We start from the raw sequence: 22,409 nt of genomic DNA, 5'->3' as shown, positions 1-22,409 counted from the left end.
GGCGCCGATGAATCTGCTGCGATCCTTCCGCAAGATCCGGGCGCGACTGCTGGGCGAGCAGGTGCTCTCGCGCTCGGACCTCGCCCGCGAGCAGGCCCTCGCCCATCGCCAGGGTCTTGGGGACACCACCTTCATCGGGATAACCGGCAGCGGCGCCAAAAGCACCACGGCGGCGTTCCTCCACCACCTGCTGTCCGCCAGGAAGCGCTGCGCGCTGTCGCTGATCTACAACACCAGCGAGCCCATCGCCCGTCGCATCCAGCGCCTCGAGGCCCAGGACGAGATCGCCCTGTTCGAGATCAGCGGCCACGGACCGGGCGCCATCGATGCCTCCGCGGCGCTCGTCCAGCCGCAACTGGCCATCGTCACCGTCATATCCAACGACCACTACACCAACTACCGCGGGACCGACGCGACCGCGCAGGAGAAAGGCAAGCTGGTCTCGGGCGTCTTCGCGGCCGGCGGCACTGCCTTTCTCAATGCCGACGACCCACTGGTGGCGAAGATGGCCGAGCTGGCGCCAGGCAGGGCGGTGCGCTTCGGAGAAAGCCCGGAGGCGGATTTCCGTGCGAGCGACGTGCGGGTTTCGGCGAACGGCCGGCTACGGTTCGATTGCAGCCACGGCGCGGAAACCGCGGCGTTCGATATCGGCCTGCTGGGCAGGCACTTCATCGTCAGCGCGCTGGCCGGAGTCGCCTGCGCCCACCATCTGGGGATGTCGCTGGCCGAAATCGCCGAGCGCGCGCGAAGCTACGTGCAGATGGCAGGACGATGTTCGATCCATCGCGTCGCGGGAGGTCCGACCTACCTGTGCGACACCATCAAGTCGCCACTCTCCACCCTCGGCCTGGCGTTTTCGCTCATGGACGCATTCCCCGAGGCGCCGCGCAGGACCATCGTGATCGGCAAGATTTCCGATTATCCGGGCTCCACCGGGCGCAGCTACAACCGCGCCTATGCGCTGGCCAGGCCGCACTGCGAGCGGCTGGTTTTCTTCGGAGACAAGCCCCCCTCGCTGAAAGGGGCGGAAGAAGACGAACGCAACGGCGTCGTCCTGTACGCGGCCAACCATGCGGAACTGCGCGATCTGCTGAACGACGCGCAGGAAGGCGAAGTGATTCTGCTCAAGGGTTCGGAGAAGGTGGACAAGCTTCTGCTTGCCCTGCCCGCGACGGGCGAAAGCGGCATCTTGCCGTACCACGAGGCTCTTCCCGCCTGGGATCAACTGATTCGCGAAGCGGATTACTTCACGGCCAACAGGCGCCTGGATAACCGGTAATACCCAGACAACTTCCCCGCCGCCCATTCATTCGTTCCAATGTTAAAAAATCCTGGGCCCGCGAGAATAATGGCACTTCAAAATCAACCTGATTGAACTGGCGATGACAATTAGCCATTAATTGCATTTCGCCACTATGAGTGTGGCATTAGTCACTCGATATTTAAATAAGTTCAATATCGAAGCCTTTCTTTTGAATAACCGGATATGACCAGACAGTCATTTACCGCTAGTCAGTTTTATTCGCCGCCTGTATTAACCGTCACTACCCTAGAGCGTCGTTAATTACGACGCCAGCAGCAGTAGGCCACTACCAGGCCTGTTGGCGAGGCCGACTCGCCGGGCTCTGACGGGCATAGCATCTCGCTTTTGTGTCTCTCCATCTCGGAAACGCAGTCTTGTCGGACATCGGCCGATCGACTTCCATTATCGATGAAAGGGGACTTCATGAAAGCCAGATATGCACATATCGATATTGCGCGGGGCATGGGGATATTGCTGGTGGTGTTCGGCCACAACTGGATCGTCTCGGACACCAAGAACGATCTGTTCAATGTCATCTATTCCTTCCACATGCCGTTCTTCTTCTTCCTCTCGGGATTGTTCTTCCGCCACACCGACTCACTGGCGAAACTGTCTTTCAACAAGTTCGACTCGCTGCTCAAACCCTATTTCGTAACGCTGATTCTGTTCGGTCTGGCGGTTGTCCTGGCCAAGCCGCTGAACTTCACCGAGTACGCCGCGCGCGTGTTGCACAGTACCGGCGGCAGCCTGCGCACGCTGTACGGCGATGAGAACGGGATGACCAGCTACTGGTCGCCGCTCTGGTTCCTCACCCACCTGTTCCTGCTGACGATCGTTGCCTGGCTGGGCATCTCGGCGTTCGAGAAGCTGCAACTGGGTATCCGCCCGCGCTTGGCCTTCATGGCGAGTTTTTTCATGCTCGGCGCAGTGGCGATGAATCAGGACTGGATACGCGGGCTGTCGTTTCCGGGCGATCAGTACGAGTTCAAGGGCATGCCGTTCAGCCTTGACCTGCTACCGGTCACGCTGGGCTTCTTCCTGCTGGGGTACTGGCTGCGCGAGAAGGTATTCAACTTCAGCCTCTCGATTCCGCTGCTGCTTGGCGCCGTGACGATCTTCGCGATCTGCCATTACGCCTTCAACGCCACCATGGACCTGAACAAGCGGCTGTACGACGACGTGGTGATCACCACGCTGGAAGCCGTGTGCGGCATCTACATCACGCTGGCCGTCGCCCATCTTCTCGGCCAGGGCAAGGCGGTGGTGGCGAAGGTGTTTTCCTACATCGGCGAGGCGAGCCTGCTGATCCTGATCTTCCACGCCTTCATCCAGAACAAGTCGTACTACCTGCTGGAAACCAAGCTGGGAATCAGTGGCATGCCTGCCGGGTTGATCTCCTTCACCCTTGCCTGCGCGCTGCCCATCGCCCTCTACTACATCGTCGAACGGGTGCGGTTGTTCGCGCTGTTCTTCCTGCCGATCAAGAACTACTGGCCGTTGCGCAAGCCGCAGCCGCGCATGCCGCACGCGATCAGCTCAGGCGCGAACTCGAGCGACGGACGATCTTGATCGAGTGCTTCAGCGTCGGCTTGCGCGTGACGCTGATGGCCTTGCGAGTGACGGTGTCGAGGGTGATATTCCAGAAACCGGTGCTGGGCACGGTGATCTTCGCCGGAAAGGTATCGAAGGCGCCGCCGTGGTAGACATGGCGGCCGCCGTTCTTGAACGCACGGAAGTTGGCGTCGTTCATCAGGCGGATATTGCAAGTCTGCGAGCATTCGATGATGACGAGGTCGTCTTCGTTGAGGTGTTCGCGCTGGTGTATGAATTTCATGGGAGCTCCACGTGCGGGTTTGCAGCGGCGCGAACGATAGCACGCCAGCGTCTCCCGCTGCCCGAGAAGCCGGCGCCCGGCAGTAACTGGCGTTCTGCTCGTCGCTCGGGGAACGCTGGCATCGATTCGCCATCGGAGAAGATGGACGCCCAGAAACCCTCTTCCTCGAGGACACCCGCATGCCCCTTCCGCAGGTCAGATTTCCCAACGCCAGGAACATCCCCGCCATCGGCCAGGGCACCTGGCGGATGGGCGAGCGGTCTTCACGTCGCAACGACGAGGTCCGCGCGCTGCGAATGGGGCTCGACCTCGGCCTGAGGCTGATCGACACCGCGGAAATGTATGGAGACGGTCGTTCCGAGGAGGTCGTCGGCGAAGCGATCCGCGGGCGCCGCGACGAGGTGTTCCTGGTCAGCAAGGTGCTGCCCAGCCACGCCAGACATGACGCCCTGATCAAGGCCTGCGAGAACAGCTTGCGGCGCTTGGGCACCGAGCACCTGGACCTCTACCTGCTGCACTGGCGCTCGTCGACTCCCCTGGAGGAAACCCTCGGCGCCTTCGAGACGCTCATCGCCCAGGGCAAGATCGGCAGCTACGGCGTTTCGAACTTCGATGTCGACGACCTCCGCGAGCTGGCCGGAACGCCTTTCGGCGCGCACTGCCAGACCAACCAGGTGCTCTACAACCTCGGTTCGCGCGGGATCGACTTCGACCTGCTGCCCTACCAGGCGGAACGGCGCATGCCGGTCATGGCCTACTGCCCGTTGGCCCAGGCGGGCGGGCTGGACGACGCGGTGTGGACTCACCCGCAGGTGCAGGCCGTGGCGGACAAGCACCGCGCCGGCGTCGGGCAGATTCTGCTGGCCTGGGCGATCCGCCCTCAGTGGGACGAGCGCCCGGTTCTGGCCATCCCGAAAGCGGTGCAAACGGAACATGTGCAGGCAAACGCGGCGGCGCTGGAGATCCAGCTGGATGCCGAGGACCTTCGCGCCCTGGACGCCGCCTTCCCGCCGCCACAGCACAAGCGCTCGCTGGATATCGTCTGAGCGAAGGCGCGTGCCGGAGCCTTCGCGGCGACGCCTTACAGCGGCAGATCGAAGTCCTTGGCGATCAGGCCGAGCCAAGCGGTGAGCAGTTCGTCGGTCATGCCGCTCTGGTTGTCGAGGTCCAGCGCGAGACCGACGAACTTGCCGTCGACGATCGACTCGGAGTGCTCGAAGTCGTAGCCCTCGGTGGGCCAGGCGCCAACCACCTTGGCACCGCGTTCGACGACGAAGCGATAGAGCACGATCATCGCGTCGAGGAACTCGTCGGCGTAGCTCACCGAATCACCCAGTCCATAGAGCGCCACCGTCTTGCCGGTGAAGTCGACGCCTTCGAGCTGCGGCAGGAATTCCTCCCAGCTCTCGCTATCGCAGTCCGAGGACAGCCCCGGCAACTGGCCGTCGCCCAGAGTCGGGGTGCCGAGGATGAGGTACTGATACTGAGCGAGGTCCTCGGGGGTCGCGCGGTTGACGTTGAGCGGATCGGCCATGGTGTCGTCGTCGAAGCGCTTCTTGATCAGTTTGGCGACCTTGCGGGTCTTGCCGGTATTGCTGCCGAAAAAAAGTCCGATCCTGGCCATCGTTCATCTCTCGCTGAGTGGGGGTCCTTGATCGCCCGGAATGCCGGGCGCTGGTACACGCCAGAGCAGAAACCGGGCCAGCCTCTGAGAGTCCTCTAACCACATGATCCAAAAGGATTTTTGCTACAGGCTAAAAACCCTTGTCGGAAACCGCACAGTGACAGCCTTTGAATGGGTGGCCAATGTCGGATTTGCGACAGAGCCGCCCGTAGCGGCCACCTTCGCCTGTATCCACGCCAATGGTAGGATTCGCGCCCCATGCGTATCCAAGACATTCACCAGCGCCTCGCCGACCTCGGCGCCAAGCCCGTGCACATCGGCCGGATCAGCCGTGCCTGGCTGAAGGGTCTGCCTCTGGACAGCGGCACCCGCCACCAGCAGGCCCAGGATTTCCTGCCTCTGAGCGTCCGCGAGGGGCTGGCGGCGCTCGCCGGTGAGGTTGCCGGGCTGGCTCGGTTGCGCTCCGAACATCCTGCCGCTGACGGCTCCGCGCGGTTGCTGGTGGCGCTGGCCGATGGGCAGATGGTGGAAAGCGTGCTGCTGCCGCGCGATGGTCTCTGCGTGTCGAGCCAGGTCGGCTGCGCGGTGGGCTGCGTGTTCTGCATGACCGGCAAGAGCGGTCTTCTGCGCCAGTTGGGCAGCGCGGAAATCGTTGCCCAGGTCGCCCTCGCCCGACGTTTTCGCCCGGTGAAGAAGGTCGTGTTCATGGGCATGGGCGAGCCGGCGCACAACCTGGACAACGTGCTCGACGCCATCGACCTGCTCGGCACCGACGGCGGCATCGGCCACAAGAATCTGGTCTTCTCCACGGTCGGCGACCCGCGGGTGTTCGAGCGCCTGCCGCAGCAGCGGGTCAAGCCCGCCCTGGCCCTCTCGCTGCACAGTACCGACGCCGCGTTGCGCCAGCGCCTGCTGCCGCGCGCGCCGCGCATCGATCCCGACGAGCTGGTCGAGCTGGGCGAAACCTACGCCCGCACGGTGGGGTTTCCGATCCAGTACCAGTGGACGCTGCTCGACGGGATCAACGACAGCCAGGAAGAACTCGACGGCATCCTGCGCCTGCTCAGGGGCAAGTACGCGGTGATGAACCTGATTCCCTACAACAGCCTGGAGGACGACGAGTACCAGCGCCCGGCCGGCGCGCGCATCGTCGAGATCGTGCGCTACCTCCACAGCCGCGGCGTACTGACCAAGGTGCGCAATTCGGCCGGTCAGGACATCGAGGGTGGCTGCGGCCAGTTGCGCGCCCGCGCGGTAGATGTGGTCAATACGCGTAGGCTGCAACGGCGACCGGGCTGAGGCCATCACGACCGTCTATCGCCCGGGCGCAGCCATCGGCTAGCATCGCGTCTTTCCCCCGTCGGAGAGTCGCCATGCCCTCGCCTGTTGGAAAACACCTCGTCCATGCGTTCCTGATCGCTGCGCTCGCCGGCAGCGTCGCCCAGGCCGGACCGCTCCGCGACGCGATAGAGGCCCGCCAGGCCGCTCGGGCAGAGAAGAACGAATCCACCGTGCGTGCGTCATTGCCCGCCGGTAGCCAGGTCCGGCGGGACCTGAGCTACGGTACCGCCCCCCTGCAACGCTTCGACGTCTATCTGCCGCCGCATGCGCAATCGGCCCCACTGATCCTGATGGTTCACGGTGGCGGCTGGTCGGAGGGCGACAAACGCAACAGCCCGGTGGTCGACAACAAGGCCGCGCATTACCTGGCCAAGGGCTACATCTTCGTTTCCACCAACTACCGGCTGCTCCCGGATGCCGATCCGATCGAGCAGGCCCGCGATGTAGCCCGCGCTCTGGCGGCGGTGCAAAGCCAGGCCGCCAGCTGGGGCGGCGATCCTGCCAAGGTGGTGTTGATGGGCCATTCGGCCGGCGCGCATCTCGTTACCCTGCTGGCCACCGATGGGACGTTGAGCGCCGGCGTGGTGCCCAGGCCGTGGCTCGGAACCGTCGCGCTGGACAGCGCCGTCTATGACATAGAGACGATCATGCAGTCCCGACATCTGCCGCTCTACGACCGCGCATTCGGCAAGGACAAGGCGCTGTGGAAGTCGGCGTCACCGTTTTACGCGGTGACGGCGGCGATGCATCCGCTGCTCGCTGTCTGTTCGACCCGACGCGACGACTCCTGCGCCCAGGTGGACATGTTCACCGCCAAGACCGACCGACTCGGGGTGAAAACCAGGGTGATACGCAAGGATTACTCGCACCGGCAGATCAATGAACTGCTCGGTGCCGACGCCGGCTACACCGCCGATGTCGACGACTTCCTCGCCGGGCTCGGCCTGCACTGAGACGCTTGCGGCGCCTCTAACCGAGGGCCGTGTCGAGGAACATCATCGCCGCGAAACCGCCCATCAGCCCCATGGTCGCGGCGCTCTGATGTCCGTTGCGGTGGGTTTCCGGAATGATCTCGTGGCTGACGACGAAGATCATCGCCCCGGCGGCCAGTCCCATGCTGGTGGGATAGGCGATGGCGTAGCCGCTGGAGATGCCGACGCCGAGCAGCGAACCCAGTGGCTCCATCAACCCGGTGGCGACGGCGATCAGCGCCGCACTCAGCGCCGACAGGCCGGTGGTGCGCAGCGCCATCGCCACCGCCAGGCCTTCTGGAATGTCCTGCAGCGAGATCGCGGTAGCCAGTGGAATGCCGACGGTGAGATCGCCACCGGCGAAGCCTACGCCGATGGCCATGCCCTCCGGCAGGTTGTGCAGCGTGATGGCGAAGACGAACAGCCAGACCCGATTGATCCGCTGGCTTTCCGGACCGTGGCGCCCGCCGATTTCGTGCTCATGCGGGGTGAAACGGTCCAGGCCGACCATCAGCAGGGTGCCCAGGCCCAGGCCGAGCACCACGGTGCAGGCCGCCAGCACGTCGTTGCCGGTGATTTCCCGGGCGGCGTCGAGCCCCGGCAGGATCAGCGAGAACGAGCTGGCGGCGAGCATCATCCCGGCGGCGAAGCCCAGCATCACGTCCTGCAGGCGAGAGGAAATGTTGCGCAAACCGACCGCCAGCAACGCACCGACCGCGGTGGCGGCGAACCCTGCGAACCCGCCGTACAGCGCATAACGCAGGCGCTCCGGGTTTTCCTCGAAGGCGCTCAACCCGGCGCTGAGAATCAGCCCGAGCAGCGCCAGCAAGGCGAGCACCAGGCCCACGGTCACCCAGGGATTCGCCTGCGCCTGGGCAACCCAGGCCGCGCGGAAATTGGCGTACTGTTCTTGTGTCGTCTGCATCGGCTGGCTTCACTGGTCGGTCGTCTGGCAGCGGACGCAGGAAAGGGCCGCTGGGCTCATAGAGGTTATTGACCAGCGACGGGCGTCGGCGTGCCCTGCCCAAGGCGATATGAAGGTGATCGGCTCGACGAGCGACGGGATCGCCAGAGCAGCAAGAAGTTGCAAACCGCCGGGCGAATGCGCCTTTTCAGAGTTCGGCCTGCAGAAGCTCCTCGACCTTGCGTTCGTCCAGGTAGCCCGCCAGCATCCGTCGCCAACTGCCATCGTGCTTCATGGCTTCGAAGGCCTTGTTCATCCGTGCCTTCAGCGCCTGGGCACCGCGAAACTTCGGGCTGGCGGCGATGTAGCTGTCGGTCGACGAGATCGGCTTGCCGATATGCATCGGCTGATGGTTGAGGCCCAGGCGCTTCCACAGGTAAAGCGAGCGCAGGTCGATCTCGTACCAGGCGACCACTCGCCGGCTGGCGAGCATGCGGGCGGCCATCTCCGGATCGGTGACCTCGACCACGCGCTGCGCGCCGGCACTGTGGGCATGCACCTCCTCGGCGCGCGGCGTCCCCCCCATGACGACGACCGGCCCGGCCCGCAGCGCCTGGTCCAGGCTGTCGAACGACTGCTCGACGCTCACCAGCACGTACGAGGTGGGCACCACGTCGACCAGCCAGATGAAGTTTCCCTCACGCTCGGGCGTGCGCCCCAGGTTCAACACGATGCCTCGCGGGTCCTCGGCGACGTCGTGCTGCACGCGCTTCCAGGGCACGTCGCGAATGCGGCACTCCAGCGTCAGGCGCGCACAGAGTTCGCCCATCACCTCGCCGAACAGCCCGACCTGGTCCGGCCCGCTGTCCGCGAACGGCATCTGCCCGTGACCGATATAGACGTTCACCGGCTCCCCGCGAGCGGCCGCGCCAGTAGCCAGAATCAACGCGCCACAGAGCGCACGAAAACGTCGCGAGACAGCCCTGCTCGACGGCTTCGGCTGCATGCCACCCCCACCTCTATCAGCACGCCTGGAAAAAAGCTCTCGGACAATGAACCACGTCAGCACCAGTGATCGAGTAGACCGTGGCGTCGCGAAAGCCGCAACTAGACTGTACGAAAAAAAGGAACAAGACATGACAGACGAACCGGACGACAAACCCCTGACGTTTCGCGAAATGCTCGGCAGCGTGCTGGCTGCGGCACTCGGCGTGCAGAGCGGGAAAAACCGCGCGCGCGATTTCAGCCGCGGCAAACCGGTGCATTTCATCGCACTCGGCGTGCTTTTCACGCTGCTCTTCGTGGTTCTGGTACTCGGCGTGGTCAAACTGGTACTCAGCATCGCTGGCGTATAGCAGGCGTGGCTACTGATGGCTTACCCAGAAGACTGCAGTGCTCACCGCGATGACGATCAGGATGAAGATCGCCCAGGCATCGACGATGCTGTCGCGGCTTTCAGGGTGTTCGGACGGCTCGCTCATTCCGTTCTCCTTATTGTTGTGGACGGCACAGCAGTAGTTAAGTCGATGTGACAGCGTCTCTCAAGGCGACGCAACACGCAGCGCTTAGCATTAGCCGTTCTTTCGATATGCCTAAACAGCACTTTTGCGCATATCTGCTTGCTGGTATCTTTCCGCGGCTCCGTTCTGGAGAGCGCGACCGTGCGCGCTAGCAGCTGTAGAACAGCCTGAAAACAGGACCCACCTTATATGTACGTATACGACGAGTACGATCAAAAAATCGTCGAGGACCGCGTAAAGCAGTTCCGCGATCAGACCCGCCGCTACCTTGCCGGCGAACTGTCCGGTGAAGAGTTCCGCCCACTGCGCCTGCAGAACGGCCTCTACATTCAGCGTTTCGCGCCCATGCTGCGTGTCGCCGTGCCCTATGGTCTGCTCTCCTCTCGCCAGGTTCGCATGCTGGCGAAGATCGCTCGCGACTACGACAAGGGCTACGCCCACATCAGTACCCGGCAGAACGTGCAGTTCAACTGGCCGGAGCTGGAAGACATACCGGATATCCTCGCCGAGCTGGCGACCGTGCAGATGCACGCGATTCAGACCAGCGGCAACTGCATCCGCAACACCACCACCGATCAGTTCGCTGGCGTAGCCAAGGATGAACTGGTCGATCCGCGCCCCTGGTGCGAAATCATTCGCCAGTGGTCGACCTTCCACCCCGAGTTCTCGCACCTGCCGCGCAAGTTCAAGATCGCGGTGAACGGTTCCACCAGTGATCGCGCCGCCATCGAAGTGCACGACATCGGCCTGGAAGCGGTGAAGAACGCCGAGGGCGAACTGGGCTTCCGCGTTTCCGTCGGCGGTGGCCTCGGCCGTACCCCGGTGATCGGCAGCTTCATCAACGAGTTCCTGCCGTGGAAACACCTGCTCAGCTATCTCGACGCCATCCTGCGCGTGTACAACCGCTATGGCCGTCGCGATAACAAGTACAAGGCGCGGATCAAGATTCTGGTCAAGGCACTGACCCCCGAGGTATTCGCCGAGCGCGTGAACGCCGAATGGGAGCACCTGAAAGACGGCCCGACGACTCTGACCGAGGCCGAGCTGCAACGCGTCGCCAGTTGCTTCGTCGACCCGGCCTACCAGGCCCTTGAAGACCAGGATGCGGCGCTCGCGCAACTGGACGCCGAGCATCCCGGCTTCGCCCGCTGGCGCTCGCGTAACGTCTTCCCGCACAAGAAGCCCGGCTACTGCGCGGTGACCCTGTCGCTCAAGCCCACCGGCGTGGCGCCCGGCGACGTGACAGACAAGCAGTTCGATGCCATCGCCGACCTCGCCGATCGGTACAGCTTCGGCGAAGTGCGCAACAGCCATAACCAGAACATCATCCTCGCCGACGTCGAGCAGCGTCAGCTGTTCACCCTGTGGGGCGAACTGCGCGAGCACGGTTTCGCCACCCCGAACGTGGGCTTGCTGACCGATATCATCTGCTGCCCGGGTGGCGATTTCTGTTCGCTGGCCAACGCCAAGTCGATTCCGATCGCCGAAGCCATCCAGCGCCGTTTCGACGATCTCGACTACCTCTTCGACCTGGGCAACATCGACCTGAACATCTCGGGCTGCATGAACGCCTGCGGCCACCACCACGTCGGCCACATCGGCATTCTCGGCGTCGACAAGAAGGGCCAGGAGTTCTACCAGGTATCCCTCGGCGGCAGCTCGGGTCGCGACGCCAGCCTGGCGCAGATCCTCGGTCCATCCTTCGCCCAGGACGACATGGCCGACGTGATCGACAAGCTGATCAACGTCTACGTGGAAAAACGCGGCGAAGACGAGAGCTTCCTCGACACCTTCCGCCGCGTGGGCATCGACCCGTTCAAGGAGCGTGTATATGCAACGAATCATTAAGGACGGCAAGGTCGTCAACGAGACGTGGCACCTGCTCGGCAAGGATGCCACGCTCGACGGCATGCCCAACTGCGACGACCTGATCGTTCCGCTTTCGCTGTGGCGCGAGCACGCCCACGCCCTCAAGGCGCGCGACGGCGGGCTGGGCGTGTGGCTGGAAGCCGGTGAGGAAATCGAGGAAATCGCCGACCAGCTGGAGCACTTCCAGGTGATCGCCCTGAATTTCCCGGCGTTCACCGATGGCCGGCACTCCTCTACCGCCTACATGCTGCGCACCCGCTACGGCTACAAGGGCGAAGTGCGCGCTATCGGCGATGTGCTGCGCGACCAGATGTTCGCGCTCAAGCGTTGCGGTTTCGACGCCTTCGCCGTGCGTGAAGACAAGGACCCCTTCGATGCCCTCAAGGGTCTGGATGACTTCTCCGAGGTCTACCAGGCATCCGCCGACCAGCCTCTACCGCTGTTCCGACGCCGCCAGGCATGAATGAAAAAGCCCCGCAGAGCGGGGCTTTTTCTTGTGCGGGGGAAGGGTCAGGCGTGGTAGTCCAGCGCCACGTGCTTGCTCTCCACCAGCTTGCCCGCCGACAGCGAAAGCATCAGCAGGCTGATCAGCTCATGCATGATCAGGGTGTGGCGGTTGCCGCTGTCGATCATCTGCTTGCGCAGCAGCTCGCGGACTTCCGGCTTCCCGGTCACGTCGATGAGGATATCCAGTTCCTCGCCAATCGCGGCCAGCTCGGTGAAATCGGTGGTGACGTGCACGCCATGCTGGCGCGCCAGGATCATGCCAGGGCTCTGCACATCGATATCGGCCACACCAAGCATCTTCACGAACGGTGCGGCGAGAAGTTGTTCGAGCAGCGGCGTGCCGGTTTCACCCGCGCCGATCAGCGCAATGCGGAATTCTTTCATGATGCCCCCAGGCAGCTAAGTGAGGGCAGCACTGTGCCAGTTCGGCGGGCCGGCCAAGTTGATGCCGGCCAATGAATCGGCGGCTCAGCCGAGATTGACCAGCAGGCGACCGACCTGCTTTCCGGCGAGAATCGCCACGATCGCTTCGGGCAATGCGTCGAGGCTGATTTCACGGCTCAATTCGTCCAGGTTGGCCAACTTCCATTGCAGCGAGAGCTTGTCCCACATGGACGCCTTGACCACCAGCGGCAGCTCCACCGAATCGACGCCCAGCAGGTTCACACCGCGCAGGATGAACGGCATGACGTTGGCCTTGAACCCCACGCCCGCCGTCAGCCCGCAACAGGCGACGCTGCCACCGTAGCGCAGCGACTTGACCACGTTGAACAGGATGTCGCCGCCGACGGTATCCACCGCTCCCGCCCACTGCTCCTTGAGCATGGGTTTTTCCAGGCCCTCCTGGAGCGCCTCGCGGGTGACGATCTGCGTGGCGCCCAGGCTGCGCAGGTAATCCGCCTGCTCCGCTTTGCCAGTGGCCGCCGCCACCGTGTAGCCGAGGCTGGAGAGCAGAGCCACGGCGACGCTGCCGACGCCGCCGCTGGCACCGGTAACCAGAACCGGACCGGCCTGGGGATCCAGCCCGGCGCTCTCGAGTTTGTCCACACAGAGCGCCGCCGTCAGCCCGGCTGTGCCCAGCACCATCGCCTCGCGCAGGCTCAGCCCCTGTGGACGCTTGATCAGCCAGGGCGCCGGTACGCGGATGTACTGGCCGAAGCCGCCAGCGGTGTTCATGCCCAGGTCGTAGCCGGTGACGATCACCTCGTCACCGACGGCGAACTCACCGACGGCGGACTCGACCACCGTGCCGGCCGCGTCGATGCCCGGCGTGTGCGGAAACTGTTTGGTGACGCCGCGATTGCCGCTGGCGGACAGCGCGTCCTTGAAGTTGAGCGACGAATAGCGAACGCGGACCAGCACATCGCCGGCGGGCAGGTCGGCGACATCGCGCTCCACCACCCGCTGCACGAATGCCCCGTCCTGGCCCTCGCTGACCTGTAACGCCTTGAATGTGCTCATCTTGTCCTCCTACCAGAATCGTTGTTGGTTGAGCCGGCTCCACCAGTTCAGCAGCACGCGGTCGACGGCAACGCTGGCGGCCATGCCGAAGCGCTCCTGAAGGCTCTTCTTCTCCGCGTAGTGCAGATGAAACAGGTCGGCATCCTTGGCGCGTTCGGCCAGGTACTCGTCGCTGGTCTTCAACTCGTCGACCAGTTGCTTGCCCAACGCGGCCATGCCGAGCCAGACCTCTCCCGTGGCGATCTCGTCGATCGCCAGCTGCGGGCGGTAGCGCGCGACGAAGTTCTTGAACAGCTCGTGGGTGGTTTCAAGGTCCTCCTGGAATTTCTCCCGGCCCTTCTCGGTGTTCTCGCCGAACACGGTCAGGGTGCGCTTGAACTCGCCTGCGGTAAGCACTTCGAAATCGACATCATGTTTCTTCAGCAGCCGATGGACGTTCGGCAACTGCGCAACCACGCCGATCGAACCAAGGATGGCGAAGGGCGCGGAGATGATCTTCTCGCCGATGCAGGCCATCATGTAGCCGCCGCTGGCCGCGACCTTGTCAACGCAGACGGTCAGCGGAACGCCGGCCTGGCGGATTCGCGCCAGCTGCGAAGACGCCAGCCCGTAGCTGTGAACCATGCCGCCGCCGCTCTCCAGGCGCAACACCACCTCATCCTTGGGCGTAGCCAGCGTCAGCAGCGCCGTCACCTCGTGGCGCAGGTTCTCCACGGCGGAGGCCTTGATGTCGCCGTCGAAATCCAGCACATAGACGCGCGGCTTAGGTTCTGCAGCCTTCTTCGCCAGTTTTTCCGCCTTGGCTTCTGCCTTGCGCTGGCTCTTCAGGCGGTCCTTGTCGATCACCGACTGCTCCAGCCGGTCGCGCAGGCCCTTGTAGAAATCATTCAGCTTGTGCACGTTGAGCTGACCGCTGCTGCGGTTGCGTCCTCGGCCTCGCAGCGCGGCGATGGTGAGCAGCACCACCAGGATCGCCAGCACCACGGTCAGCGTCTTGGCCAGAAAGCTTGCGTAATCCGCCAGAAACTCCACATCGACTCCTTCATCGCTATGCGCCGGCCAGTGCCGACGACCTGTTCTTTCCCAAGCATACCGGCCGCGGCCCGTGGGTAGCCACCGGCAAGCCAACTCGACTGCTCGTCGCCGGCATTCAAACAAGCGTATGTTTTTTCGTTGACAGTGCGCCGCCGATCCCCCTACTCTCGCGAAACTTCAGCGTACCGGGATGAAAGCGGACGTGGGCAGCATCTATCTGATTCGACATGGCCAGGCTTCGTTCGGTGCCGACGACTACGACGTGCTGTCCGCCACCGGCGTGCGTCAGGCCGAAGTGCTGGGCGACCACCTGGCGCGTGTCGGCATCACCTTCGACCGCTGCCTGAGCGGCGACCTGCGCCGCCAGCAGCATACCGGTGCGACCGCGGTCGCCCGCATGCGCGATGCCGGGCTGACGATTCCCGAACTGGAAACCGACGCGGCCTTCAATGAGTTCAAGGCCGACGAGGTGATCCGCGCACACCTGCCGGACATCCTCGCCGAAGAGCCCGACGCGCTGCACATCATGCGCAACGCCGCCGAGCACCGCGCCGAATTCCAGCGCCTGTTCTCGCTGATCATCGGCCGCTGGATTTCCGGCGAGCACGAACGCGAAGGCCTGCAAAGCTGGCAGTCCTTCCTCGACCAGGCGCGCAGCGGGCTCGAGCGGCTGCTGAGCAGCGCCGGGCCGAGAGACCGCATCGTCGTGTTCACCTCCGGCGGCACCATCAGCGCCCTGCTGCAATTGATCATCGGGGTTCCGGCGGTCAAGGCATTCGAACTCAACTGGCAGATCGTCAACACCTCGCTCAGCCACCTGCGGTTTCGGGGCAACGAAGTGTCACTGGCTTCCTTCAACAGTCACGCGCACCTGGAACTGTTGAAGGCGCCGGAGCTCATCACCTACCGCTGAGCGCCGGCCAATCGGCCCTGCGTGGCCGTCATCATCCATAACAAAGGAACGAAACCATGAGCAATTCCGCAGACATCATCCAAACCATGAAATCCAAGTTCAACGCTGGCGCGGCTGCCGGCCTGGATCTGGTCTTCCAGTTCAACATCGAAGATGGCGAAAACCACTATCTGGTCGTCAAGGATGGCACCTGCGACGTGCAGAAGGGCGACGCCGACGCACCGAACGTCACCCTGATCATGGACACCGAGACCCTGCAGGGCATCACCAGCGGCGAAACCGACGGCATGCAGGCTTTCATGGGCGGCAAACTGCGCGCCGAAGGCGACATGATGCTGGCCATGAAGCTGAGCGAACTGTTCCCGGTCTGATCGACCCAGGCAGCGAAAAAACCGGAGTCATTCACTCCGGTTTTTTATTGCCCGGACGGCGATCAGGCAACCTGATCAGCCGGCAACACGCTGGTCTATAACGGCCTGCATGCCTTGTGAAGGCTTCGGCAAGCGCATTAGATTGTCCAATAATCAAAGGCGCCGATCATAAGTAGAAGGGATAAACATGACGCTGACTGATCAATCCACCGGCATCCGCGATGGCGAGGAACTCGACGCCGCCGCCATCGACGCCTATCTCAAGACGCAAATCCCCGGGCTGGATGGAACGCCCCGCATCAGCCAGTTCCCCGGCGGCGCCTCCAACCTCACCTATCTGCTGGAGTACCCCGGCCAGGAGTTCGTCCTGCGCCGGCCGCCGTTCGGGCACAAGGCGAAGTCCGCGCACGACATGGGACGCGAATTCCGCATCCTCAATCTGCTGCGGGACGATTTCCCCTACTGCCCGAAAGCCTACGTGCACTGCGTCGACGAGTCGGTCATCGGCGCCGAGTTCTATGTGATGGAGCGGGTAAAGGGAATCATCCTGCGCGCCGACCTGCCGGCCGAACTCAACCTCGACGAAACCCGCACCCGTGCGCTATGCAAGAGCTTCATCGACAAGCTGGTCGACCTGCATAACGTCGACTATCAGGCCTGCGGCCTCGGCGATCTCGGCAAACCGGAAGGCTACGTACAACGCCAGATCGGCGGTTGGAGCGATCGCTACGAGAAGGCGCTGACGCCCGATGCGCCGAGCTGGGAGCCGGTGAAGGCCTGGCTGAAGGACAAGATGCCGGCCGATCATCCCAAGCCGGGCATCGTCCACAACGACTACCGCTTCGACAACGTGATCCTCGACCCGAACGATCCGATGCGCATCATCGGCGTACTCGACTGGGAGCTGACCACCATCGGCGATCCGCTGATGGACCTGGGCAACACCCTCGCTTACTGGATCGAGGCCGGCGACCCGGCGCCGGTCCAGCTGATGCGCCGCCAGCCGAGCAACGCGCCGGGCATGCTGACGCGCCAGGAGTTCGTCGACTACTACGCCGAACGTGCCGGCATCGACATACCCAGCTTCGATTTCTACTACACCTACGGCCTGTTCCGCCTGGCCGGCATTGTCCAGCAGATCTACTACCGCTTCTACCACGGCCAGACGCAGGACAAGCGCTTCGCCCAGTTCGTCCAGATGAACAAACTGCTTGAGCACATGAGCCTGCAAGTCATCGGCAAGTCTCGGCTCTAACGACCAATAACAAGGGGAACCCCATGTCCAAGACGCACCTGTTCGACCTCGACGGCAAGATCGCCTTCGTCTCCGGCGCCAGCCGCGGTATCGGCGAAGCGATCGCCAAACTGCTCGCCCAGCAAGGCGCCCATGTCATCGTGTCGAGCCGCAAGATCGACGGCTGCCAGGCCGTGGCCGACGCGATCACCGCCGAAGGGGGCAAAGCCACCGCCATCGCCTGCCACATCGGCGAAATGGAACAGATCCAGAGCGTGTTCGCGCAGATTCGCGAACAGTTCGGGCGCCTGGACATCCTGGTCAACAACGCCGCCACCAACCCGCAGTTCTGCAACGTGCTGGACACCGACCTTTCGGCCTTCCAGAAGACCGTCGACGTGAACATCCGCGGCTACTACTTCATGTCCATCGAAGGCGGCAAGCTGATGAAGGAAAACGGCGGCGGCAGCATCATCAACGTCGCCTCGATCAATGGCGTTTCGCCGGGCGAGTTCCAGGGCATCTACTCGGTGACCAAAGCGGCGGTGATCAGCATGACCAAGGTATTCGCCAAGGAATGCGCGCAGTTCGGTATCCGCTGCAACGCCCTGCTGCCGGGCCTTACCGATACCAAGTTCGCCTCCGCGCTGACCAAGAACGACAGCATCCTGAAGATGGCGTTGCAACGCATCCCGCTCAAGCGCGTCGCCGACCCGAGCGAAATGGCCGGCACCGTGCTCTACCTCGCCAGCGACGCGTCCAGCTACACCACCGGCGTGGCGCTGAACGTCGACGGTGGCTTCCTCTCCTGATCCTGCCGTAACCCGGATGTCGAATCCGCCCGGTCCGCATCGCGCGCCGGGCGGATTGCATTCTGGCTCAGGAAGGGCCAGCCCCGCCGGCCGACGCAGGTAGCCGGATACTCACGCGCAACCCGCCCAGCGGGCTATCGAGCAGATCGACATGCCCCCGCCACGCCTCCACGATATCGCGGACGATGCTCAGGCCAAGGCCATGGCCGCTGACCTGCTCGTCGAGTCGAACCCCTCGCCCCAACACGTCGTCACGGCGGCTCGTCTCGATTCCGGGGCCGTCATCATCGATCAGCAGGACGATCCCGCCGCGCGCTTCGAGCACCTGCAGGCGCACCTTCGAATCGGCCCATTTGCAGGCGTTGTCCAGCAGATTGCCCAGCAACTCCAGCACGTCCTCGCGATCACGCTGAATGCTCAGGTGGGGCTCGGCCTCCCAGCTCAGAACGCACGCCTGACCGTGAATCATCTGCAGGGTCGCGAAAAGCGCGGGTAGCTCCCGGGCGCAGACGAATTGCGCGCCCGGCAGGACCTCGCCGGCCAGCCGCGCGCGGCCCAGCTCACGAGCCAGGCGCTGCTCAATCTGCTCCAGCTGCTCGCGCAAGGTCTGACGCAACGCCGGATGGGCATCGAACTCGCTTCGCGCAAGCAAACTGACCAGTACCGCCAGCGGCGTTTTCAGCGCGTGACCGAGGTTGCCGAGGGCATTGCGCGAGCGTTGCAGGGTCTGTTCGGTGTGCTCGAGCAAGTGGTTGATCTGCCTGACCAGAGGCTCCAGCTCGTCGGGGACATCGGAATCGAGGGTGCCGCGGCGGCCATCCTGAAGCTGCGCGATCTGTACTCGGGCGCGCTCGAGCGGCCGCAGCGCGCGTCGAACGGTAAGCCGTTGCAGCAGCAGGATCAGCAACAAGGCACCCGCGCCGAGTGCCAGCCCGACGATACGGACGCGTCGGAAACTGTCGAGAATCGGCGTGTAATCCTGTGCCACCGTTATCGACAGCGAGCGCCCGAGCCGCCGGTAGTCGGCGCGGTAGACCAGCAATTGCTGCGCCTGAGGGCCGTTCGCCAACGCCTCCATCAGGCCCGGCTTCTCCGGCAACGGGAGCGTGCTGTCCCACAGCGATCGCGAGCGCCAGGTCTTGCCGTCCACGTCGATATGAAAATAGTGCCCCGACAGCGGCTGCTGGAAGGCCGGGCCTACCCGCGACTCGTCCAGTTGCGGGCCATTCTGGCCGCGTACCAGCGCCGCGAGCAGGGCCTCGCTGTCGTCCCGCAGGTTGTCTTCCAGGTACCGGCGCAGGCCCGACTCGAAAAGCCAGAGGCTCGTCTGCGCAAGAAGCAGCCCCACCACCAGCAGCGCACCGCCGAGCCCGAGTCCAAGACGCCGCTGAATCGACCTCAAGCCTTGATACCGGCGAAGCGATAACCCTGGCCGCGACGGGTCTCGATCACCTCGCGGCCGAGCTTGCCGCGAAGCCGGTTAACGTGGACCTCGAGCACATTCGAATCGCGCTCGGTCTCGCCGTCATAGAGGTGCTCGGCCAGGCGGGTTTTCGAAAGAATCTGCCCGGGATGCAGCATGAAGTATCGCAATAGGCGGAATTCGCCCGCGGTCAGCTCGGTGACGCGATTTTCCAGGCTCACCGTCTGCTCGGATTCGTTCAGCTGCAGCCCTGATGCCTCCAGGTGCGGCTGATTGGCCAACCCATGGGAACGCCGCAGCAGCGCCTGGATACGCAGTTGCAGCTCCTCGGGGTGGAAGGGTTTGGTGACATAGTCGTCGGCGCCGGCCTTGAGCCCGTCGATGCGCTCGGCCCAGGAACCGCGGGCAGTGAGGATCAGCACGGGTACGCTCAGCCCCCCTGCGCGCCACTCGGCGAGCAGTTCGAGCCCGGGCTTCCCGGGCAACCCCAGGTCGAGGATGATCAGGTCATAGGGCTCGCTCGCCCCTTGATAGAGCGCGTCGCGACCGTCCGCCAGCCAATCCACGGCGTAGCCCTTGGCGGTGAGATCGGCGATCAGTTCGTCGGCCAGCGGTACGCTGTCCTCCACCAGCAACAGGCGCATCAGTCGTCTTCCTCGTCCTTCAGAATCCTGCCCGTCGACGCATCGAGCTCGATCTCGCGCACCACGCCCTCGGTGGTGAGCAGCTCGATCTCATAGACGAGTACGTCGTCCTCCTCCTCAAGCTCGGCTTCCAGCAAACGCGCCCCGGGATGGCGTCCCAGGGCGTTTTGCAGCAGCGTTTCCAGCGGCTGAATGATGCCTTTCTCACGCAAGCGCAGAGCCTCGTCCTGGTCCAGGTCGCGTGCGGAAGCAGGCACGACCAGGGCCAGAACAAAAGAGGCGAACAGCGCCGAGCAGAAAGGGGTAAATCGCTTCATCAATCGTCCTGGTGATCCTTCAGTACTTGGCCATTGGTGGCGTCAAGCTCGAGGTCCCACTGGATACCCTGCTTGTCGCGCAGCTCTACCTTGTACAGATAGCGCCCATATTCCTCTTCCAATTCGGTTTCCTCGATCACCGAACCTGGGTGTTTGGCCAACGCGGCCTGGTTCAGCTTCTCGAAATTCTGGACCGTGCCGGCGTCACGCAGTTTCAGCGCTTCATCCGGGCCGAGGTCCTTGGCCTGCGCCAGGCTGGTAAGGGAGGCGAAGGCGGCAGCGGCAAAAAGGGCAGTGATCTTGGCATTCATCTTTTGGATTCCTGTGTTTTGTTTGGACAAGCACAGACTATCCAACGCCGCTTAACTCAAGCTGAACCGCAGGTACCGAAGCATCCGGCGAGGACATCCCCATCATTCGGCCCATGAAGGCTGCTTGGGCGAGCCGTACGAATCCTTATAATCGTGCGCTAGAACCGGAGCCCAGCATGACCGCCATCCATATCAAATTCCCTGCGCTTTCCCTCCGCGCCGGAGCGCGAGCCCTGACACGCATACGCGAGCGGGGTTTGCACGCCGAGGACGTCGGCATCTTACCCGGAGCGGCCGGCGGACCCAAGGCACTGGGTATCCAGGGATTGGATCTCGCCCTGTTCGGGGAGTGGCTACCTGGTGCGCCGCGGGAACGGTCGCTGATCGGCGCATCGATCGGTTCCTGGCGCTTCGCCAGTGCCTGCCTGCCCGACCCAGTCGACGGGATTCGTCGACTGGGCGAGCTTTACACATCGCAGCGCTTCGCCAAGGGCGTGAGCATGGCCGAAGTCAGCCGCGCCTGTATCCGCATGCTGGATGAACTGCTCGCCGGCCAGGATGCAGACATCCTGAATTCACCGCTGAATCGGCTGAACATCGTGGTGGTGAAAAGCAACGGGCTGCTGTCCGCCGATCACCGAGGCCGCCTCGGCCTTGGCCTGTCGTCGGTGGCCGGCAGCAATCTGCTGGGCCGCCGTCGCCTCGCTCGCCATTTCGAGCGCGTCATTCTGCACGACAGTCGCTTGCCACCCCCGCTGGCCGCGCTCAGCGACTTTCCCTCACGCTACCTGCCGCTGGACACCGGCAACCTGCGCCAGGCACTACTGGCATCGGGCTCGATTCCCATGGTGATGGAAGGAGTGAAAGATATTCCCGGCCTGGGCCCCGGGACCTATCGAGACGGTGGCCTGCTCGACTACCACCTAGACCTTCCCTATACGGGAGAAGGTGTAGTGCTTTACCCGCACTTCACCGACAAGGTCATTCCTGGCTGGTTCGATAAGGCGCTTCCCTGGCGAAAGGGCTGCAGCGAACGCCTTCGAAACGTCCTGCTGGTTTCCCCTTCGAAGGATTATCTAGGTCGTCTTCCCCACTGCAAGCTGCCGGACCGTAAGGACTTCACCCGCTTCCTGGGCGACGACCTGGGTAGAGAGCGCTACTGGCGAAAGGCTATGGAAGAAAGTGACAGGCTAGGCGACGAATTCATGGAACTGACGCAAAACGGACGACTCCACGAGCAACTCCAGCCGCTTTGATGGGTTATGTGAGCGCAGATCCAGCCGCATGATCGGCAGGAAGTTGGCCGGGAAGTAGAGGAGCAGCGCCGCCAGGACCAGTGCCAGGCTGCGCGACACGACGCTGTGGCGGTGGGTGTAGAGCTCGTAGCCGCAACGCGGACAGATCGCCTTCTGCCCCAGCGCCAGGTTGGGCTTGAGCATCAGCAGATCGCACTCGTGGCAGGCGATCAGTTCGTCGAGCGGGCGCTCGGCAAGAGACCGGGAATCGGCCGTATCAGGCATTGGCAAGGCTCGGCAGTCCAGCATCCAGTTTCGGAAATTCGCTGTTCAGTGTGCGGCGTCGGACGATGACTCATTCGGTTCGACCGCCGCGTCTGCGCTTGGTTTGGACCGGTGATGGCAATCAGGCATGAGGGTGGGAAACGCCCTCTCCCTGCCGGCGACCCTTCGCCGGAGCAGCTCCGATAGATTACCTGTTTTCTGGGCCCCAAAAGCCAAACCCCCAACCCGATTACTCGGATTGGGGGTTTGGGGATAGGAGCTTGACGATGACCTACTCTCACATGGGGAAACCCCACACTACCATCGGCGATGCGTCGTTTCACTACTGAGTTCGGGATGGGATCAGGTGGTTCCAACGCTCTATGGTCGTCAAGCAATTCGGTTGGGGAATCGGTGTTGAGTCGCTTCCCCTAATTGGGTATGTGATATCTGTTGGTTTGCAAGTTCTGACAAGCTTTCGGCTTATGTCGACTTCACCTTCTAACACCATCGTTG

24 protein-coding genes, 1 rRNA gene and 1 pseudogene are annotated in these 22,409 nt (G+C 63.3%); 13 read left to right on the top strand and 13 right to left on the bottom strand.

The window, feature by feature from the left end; translation table 11 throughout:
* The first annotated feature begins 7 nt into the window (after positions 1–7).
* A complete protein-coding gene (locus BLV15_RS16110) occupies positions 8–1,279 on the top strand; it encodes a Mur ligase family protein (protein WP_090230480.1) in 1,272 nt (423 codons plus the stop codon).
* Between the two features lie 447 nt (positions 1,280–1,726).
* Positions 1,727–2,872, top strand: coding sequence for an acyltransferase family protein (locus tag BLV15_RS16105; RefSeq protein WP_175534383.1), 1,146 nt, complete (start codon positions 1,727–1,729; stop codon positions 2,870–2,872).
* On the opposite strand, the gene BLV15_RS16100 is transcribed toward BLV15_RS16105, so the two are convergent.
* The gene (locus tag BLV15_RS16100) at positions 2,835–3,137 is read right to left on the bottom strand and encodes a DUF1883 domain-containing protein (protein ID WP_090230475.1); all 303 of its coding nucleotides are present in this window, start codon (positions 3,135–3,137) and stop codon (positions 2,835–2,837) included. The two genes, BLV15_RS16105 and BLV15_RS16100, sit on opposite strands and share 38 nt — an antisense overlap.
* A gap of 179 nt (positions 3,138–3,316) precedes the next feature.
* Between BLV15_RS16100 and BLV15_RS16095 the strand changes: the two genes are divergently transcribed.
* Positions 3,317–4,183 carry an aldo/keto reductase gene (locus BLV15_RS16095; protein ID WP_090230473.1) on the top strand — a complete coding sequence of 289 codons (867 nt, stop codon included), beginning with the start codon at positions 3,317–3,319 and terminating at the stop codon, positions 4,181–4,183.
* A 35-nt stretch (positions 4,184–4,218) separates the two neighbouring features.
* Here the strand turns inward: BLV15_RS16095 and BLV15_RS16090 are convergent, their stop codons facing one another.
* Complete coding sequence (locus BLV15_RS16090; RefSeq protein ID WP_090230471.1) at positions 4,219–4,761, bottom strand: flavodoxin; 543 nt, start codon at positions 4,759–4,761, stop codon at positions 4,219–4,221.
* A gap of 258 nt (positions 4,762–5,019) precedes the next feature.
* Between BLV15_RS16090 and BLV15_RS16085 the strand changes: the two genes are divergently transcribed.
* Entirely contained in the window at positions 5,020–6,060 is a 1,041-nt protein-coding gene (locus BLV15_RS16085) for an RNA methyltransferase (protein ID WP_090230468.1), read from the top strand.
* Between the two features lie 74 nt (positions 6,061–6,134).
* Positions 6,135–7,055, top strand: coding sequence for an alpha/beta hydrolase (locus BLV15_RS16080; RefSeq protein WP_090230466.1), 921 nt, complete (start codon positions 6,135–6,137; stop codon positions 7,053–7,055).
* A 16-nt stretch (positions 7,056–7,071) separates the two neighbouring features.
* On the opposite strand, the gene BLV15_RS16075 is transcribed toward BLV15_RS16080, so the two are convergent.
* Positions 7,072–7,998, bottom strand: coding sequence for a ZIP family metal transporter (locus tag BLV15_RS16075; protein WP_090230463.1), 927 nt, complete (start codon positions 7,996–7,998; stop codon positions 7,072–7,074).
* Positions 7,999–8,185: 187 nt separating this feature from the next.
* A complete protein-coding gene (locus tag BLV15_RS16070) occupies positions 8,186–8,884 on the bottom strand; it encodes a substrate-binding periplasmic protein (protein WP_175534382.1) in 699 nt (232 codons plus the stop codon).
* Between the two features lie 229 nt (positions 8,885–9,113).
* On the opposite strand from BLV15_RS16070, the gene BLV15_RS16065 reads away from it, so the two are divergent.
* From BLV15_RS16065 to BLV15_RS16055, 3 genes are all read left to right on the top strand, one after another.
* Positions 9,114–9,332, top strand: a complete 219-nt coding sequence (locus BLV15_RS16065; RefSeq protein ID WP_090230458.1) for a DUF2970 domain-containing protein — start codon at positions 9,114–9,116, stop codon at positions 9,330–9,332.
* 354 nt (positions 9,333–9,686) lie between these two features.
* Positions 9,687–11,345: a nitrite/sulfite reductase gene (locus BLV15_RS16060; protein ID WP_090230457.1), complete on the top strand. Its 1,659-nt coding sequence runs from the start codon at positions 9,687–9,689 to the stop codon at positions 11,343–11,345.
* Positions 11,329–11,829 carry a DUF934 domain-containing protein gene (locus tag BLV15_RS16055; RefSeq protein WP_090230454.1) on the top strand — a complete coding sequence of 167 codons (501 nt, stop codon included), beginning with the start codon at positions 11,329–11,331 and terminating at the stop codon, positions 11,827–11,829. Before BLV15_RS16060 ends, BLV15_RS16055 begins: the two co-directional genes overlap by 17 nt.
* 47 nt (positions 11,830–11,876) lie before the next feature.
* On the opposite strand, the gene BLV15_RS16050 is transcribed toward BLV15_RS16055, so the two are convergent.
* The 3 genes from BLV15_RS16050 to sohB form a co-directional block, all read right to left on the bottom strand.
* Positions 11,877–12,257, bottom strand: a complete 381-nt coding sequence (locus BLV15_RS16050; RefSeq protein WP_090230451.1) for an oxidoreductase — start codon at positions 12,255–12,257, stop codon at positions 11,877–11,879.
* Between the two features lie 84 nt (positions 12,258–12,341).
* Positions 12,342–13,334 (bottom strand): YhdH/YhfP family quinone oxidoreductase, encoded by a 993-nt coding sequence (locus BLV15_RS16045; RefSeq protein ID WP_090230449.1) that lies wholly within the window; start codon positions 13,332–13,334, stop codon positions 12,342–12,344.
* A 9-nt stretch (positions 13,335–13,343) separates the two neighbouring features.
* Complete coding sequence (gene sohB, locus BLV15_RS16040) at positions 13,344–14,366, bottom strand: protease SohB (RefSeq protein ID WP_090230446.1); 1,023 nt, start codon at positions 14,364–14,366, stop codon at positions 13,344–13,346.
* A 205-nt stretch (positions 14,367–14,571) separates the two neighbouring features.
* Here sohB and BLV15_RS16035 point away from each other — a divergent pair, with 205 nt between their 5' ends.
* From BLV15_RS16035 to BLV15_RS16020, 4 genes are all read left to right on the top strand, one after another.
* On the top strand, positions 14,572–15,282 hold the full coding sequence (locus BLV15_RS16035; protein ID WP_090230444.1) for a histidine phosphatase family protein: 711 nt from the start codon (positions 14,572–14,574) through the stop codon (positions 15,280–15,282).
* A 56-nt stretch (positions 15,283–15,338) separates the two neighbouring features.
* Complete coding sequence (locus tag BLV15_RS16030; RefSeq protein WP_090230441.1) at positions 15,339–15,653, top strand: SCP2 sterol-binding domain-containing protein; 315 nt, start codon at positions 15,339–15,341, stop codon at positions 15,651–15,653.
* Positions 15,654–15,840: 187 nt separating this feature from the next.
* A complete protein-coding gene (locus BLV15_RS16025) occupies positions 15,841–16,908 on the top strand; it encodes a phosphotransferase family protein (RefSeq protein WP_090230439.1) in 1,068 nt (355 codons plus the stop codon).
* 23 nt (positions 16,909–16,931) lie between these two features.
* On the top strand, positions 16,932–17,699 hold the full coding sequence (locus tag BLV15_RS16020) for an SDR family oxidoreductase (protein WP_090230437.1): 768 nt from the start codon (positions 16,932–16,934) through the stop codon (positions 17,697–17,699).
* A gap of 67 nt (positions 17,700–17,766) precedes the next feature.
* On the opposite strand, the gene BLV15_RS16015 is transcribed toward BLV15_RS16020, so the two are convergent.
* From BLV15_RS16015 to BLV15_RS16000, 4 genes are read right to left on the bottom strand one after another with little or no spacing between them, the layout of a single operon-like run.
* A complete protein-coding gene (locus BLV15_RS16015) occupies positions 17,767–19,101 on the bottom strand; it encodes an ATP-binding protein (protein ID WP_090230434.1) in 1,335 nt (444 codons plus the stop codon).
* Positions 19,098–19,766: a response regulator transcription factor gene (locus BLV15_RS16010; RefSeq protein ID WP_090230431.1), complete on the bottom strand. Its 669-nt coding sequence runs from the start codon at positions 19,764–19,766 to the stop codon at positions 19,098–19,100. Before BLV15_RS16010 ends, BLV15_RS16015 begins: the two co-directional genes overlap by 4 nt.
* Positions 19,766–20,083, bottom strand: a complete 318-nt coding sequence (locus BLV15_RS16005) for a PepSY domain-containing protein (RefSeq protein WP_090230429.1) — start codon at positions 20,081–20,083, stop codon at positions 19,766–19,768. Before BLV15_RS16005 ends, BLV15_RS16010 begins: the two co-directional genes overlap by 1 nt.
* Complete coding sequence (locus tag BLV15_RS16000) at positions 20,083–20,394, bottom strand: PepSY domain-containing protein (protein ID WP_090230426.1); 312 nt, start codon at positions 20,392–20,394, stop codon at positions 20,083–20,085. The genes BLV15_RS16005 and BLV15_RS16000 overlap by 1 nt, the downstream gene beginning before the upstream one ends.
* A gap of 176 nt (positions 20,395–20,570) precedes the next feature.
* On the opposite strand from BLV15_RS16000, the gene BLV15_RS15995 reads away from it, so the two are divergent.
* Positions 20,571–21,650 (top strand): patatin-like phospholipase family protein, encoded by a 1,080-nt coding sequence (locus BLV15_RS15995; protein WP_090230424.1) that lies wholly within the window; start codon positions 20,571–20,573, stop codon positions 21,648–21,650.
* Positions 21,651–21,665: 15 nt separating this feature from the next.
* Here BLV15_RS15995 and BLV15_RS15990 read toward each other — a convergent pair.
* Together BLV15_RS15990 and rrf are read right to left on the bottom strand one after the other, a co-directional pair.
* A pseudogene (locus BLV15_RS15990) lies at positions 21,666–21,914 on the bottom strand (paraquat-inducible protein A); the annotation flags it as partial.
* A gap of 258 nt (positions 21,915–22,172) precedes the next feature.
* A 5S ribosomal RNA gene (rrf, locus tag BLV15_RS15985) occupies positions 22,173–22,288 on the bottom strand.
* Positions 22,289–22,409: the final 121 nt, after the last annotated feature.

Source organism: Pseudomonas kuykendallii (assembly GCF_900106975.1).
Classification (GTDB): domain Bacteria; phylum Pseudomonadota; class Gammaproteobacteria; order Pseudomonadales; family Pseudomonadaceae; genus Pseudomonas_O; species Pseudomonas_O kuykendallii.
This window is presented reverse-complemented; position numbering and strand designations above follow the sequence as displayed.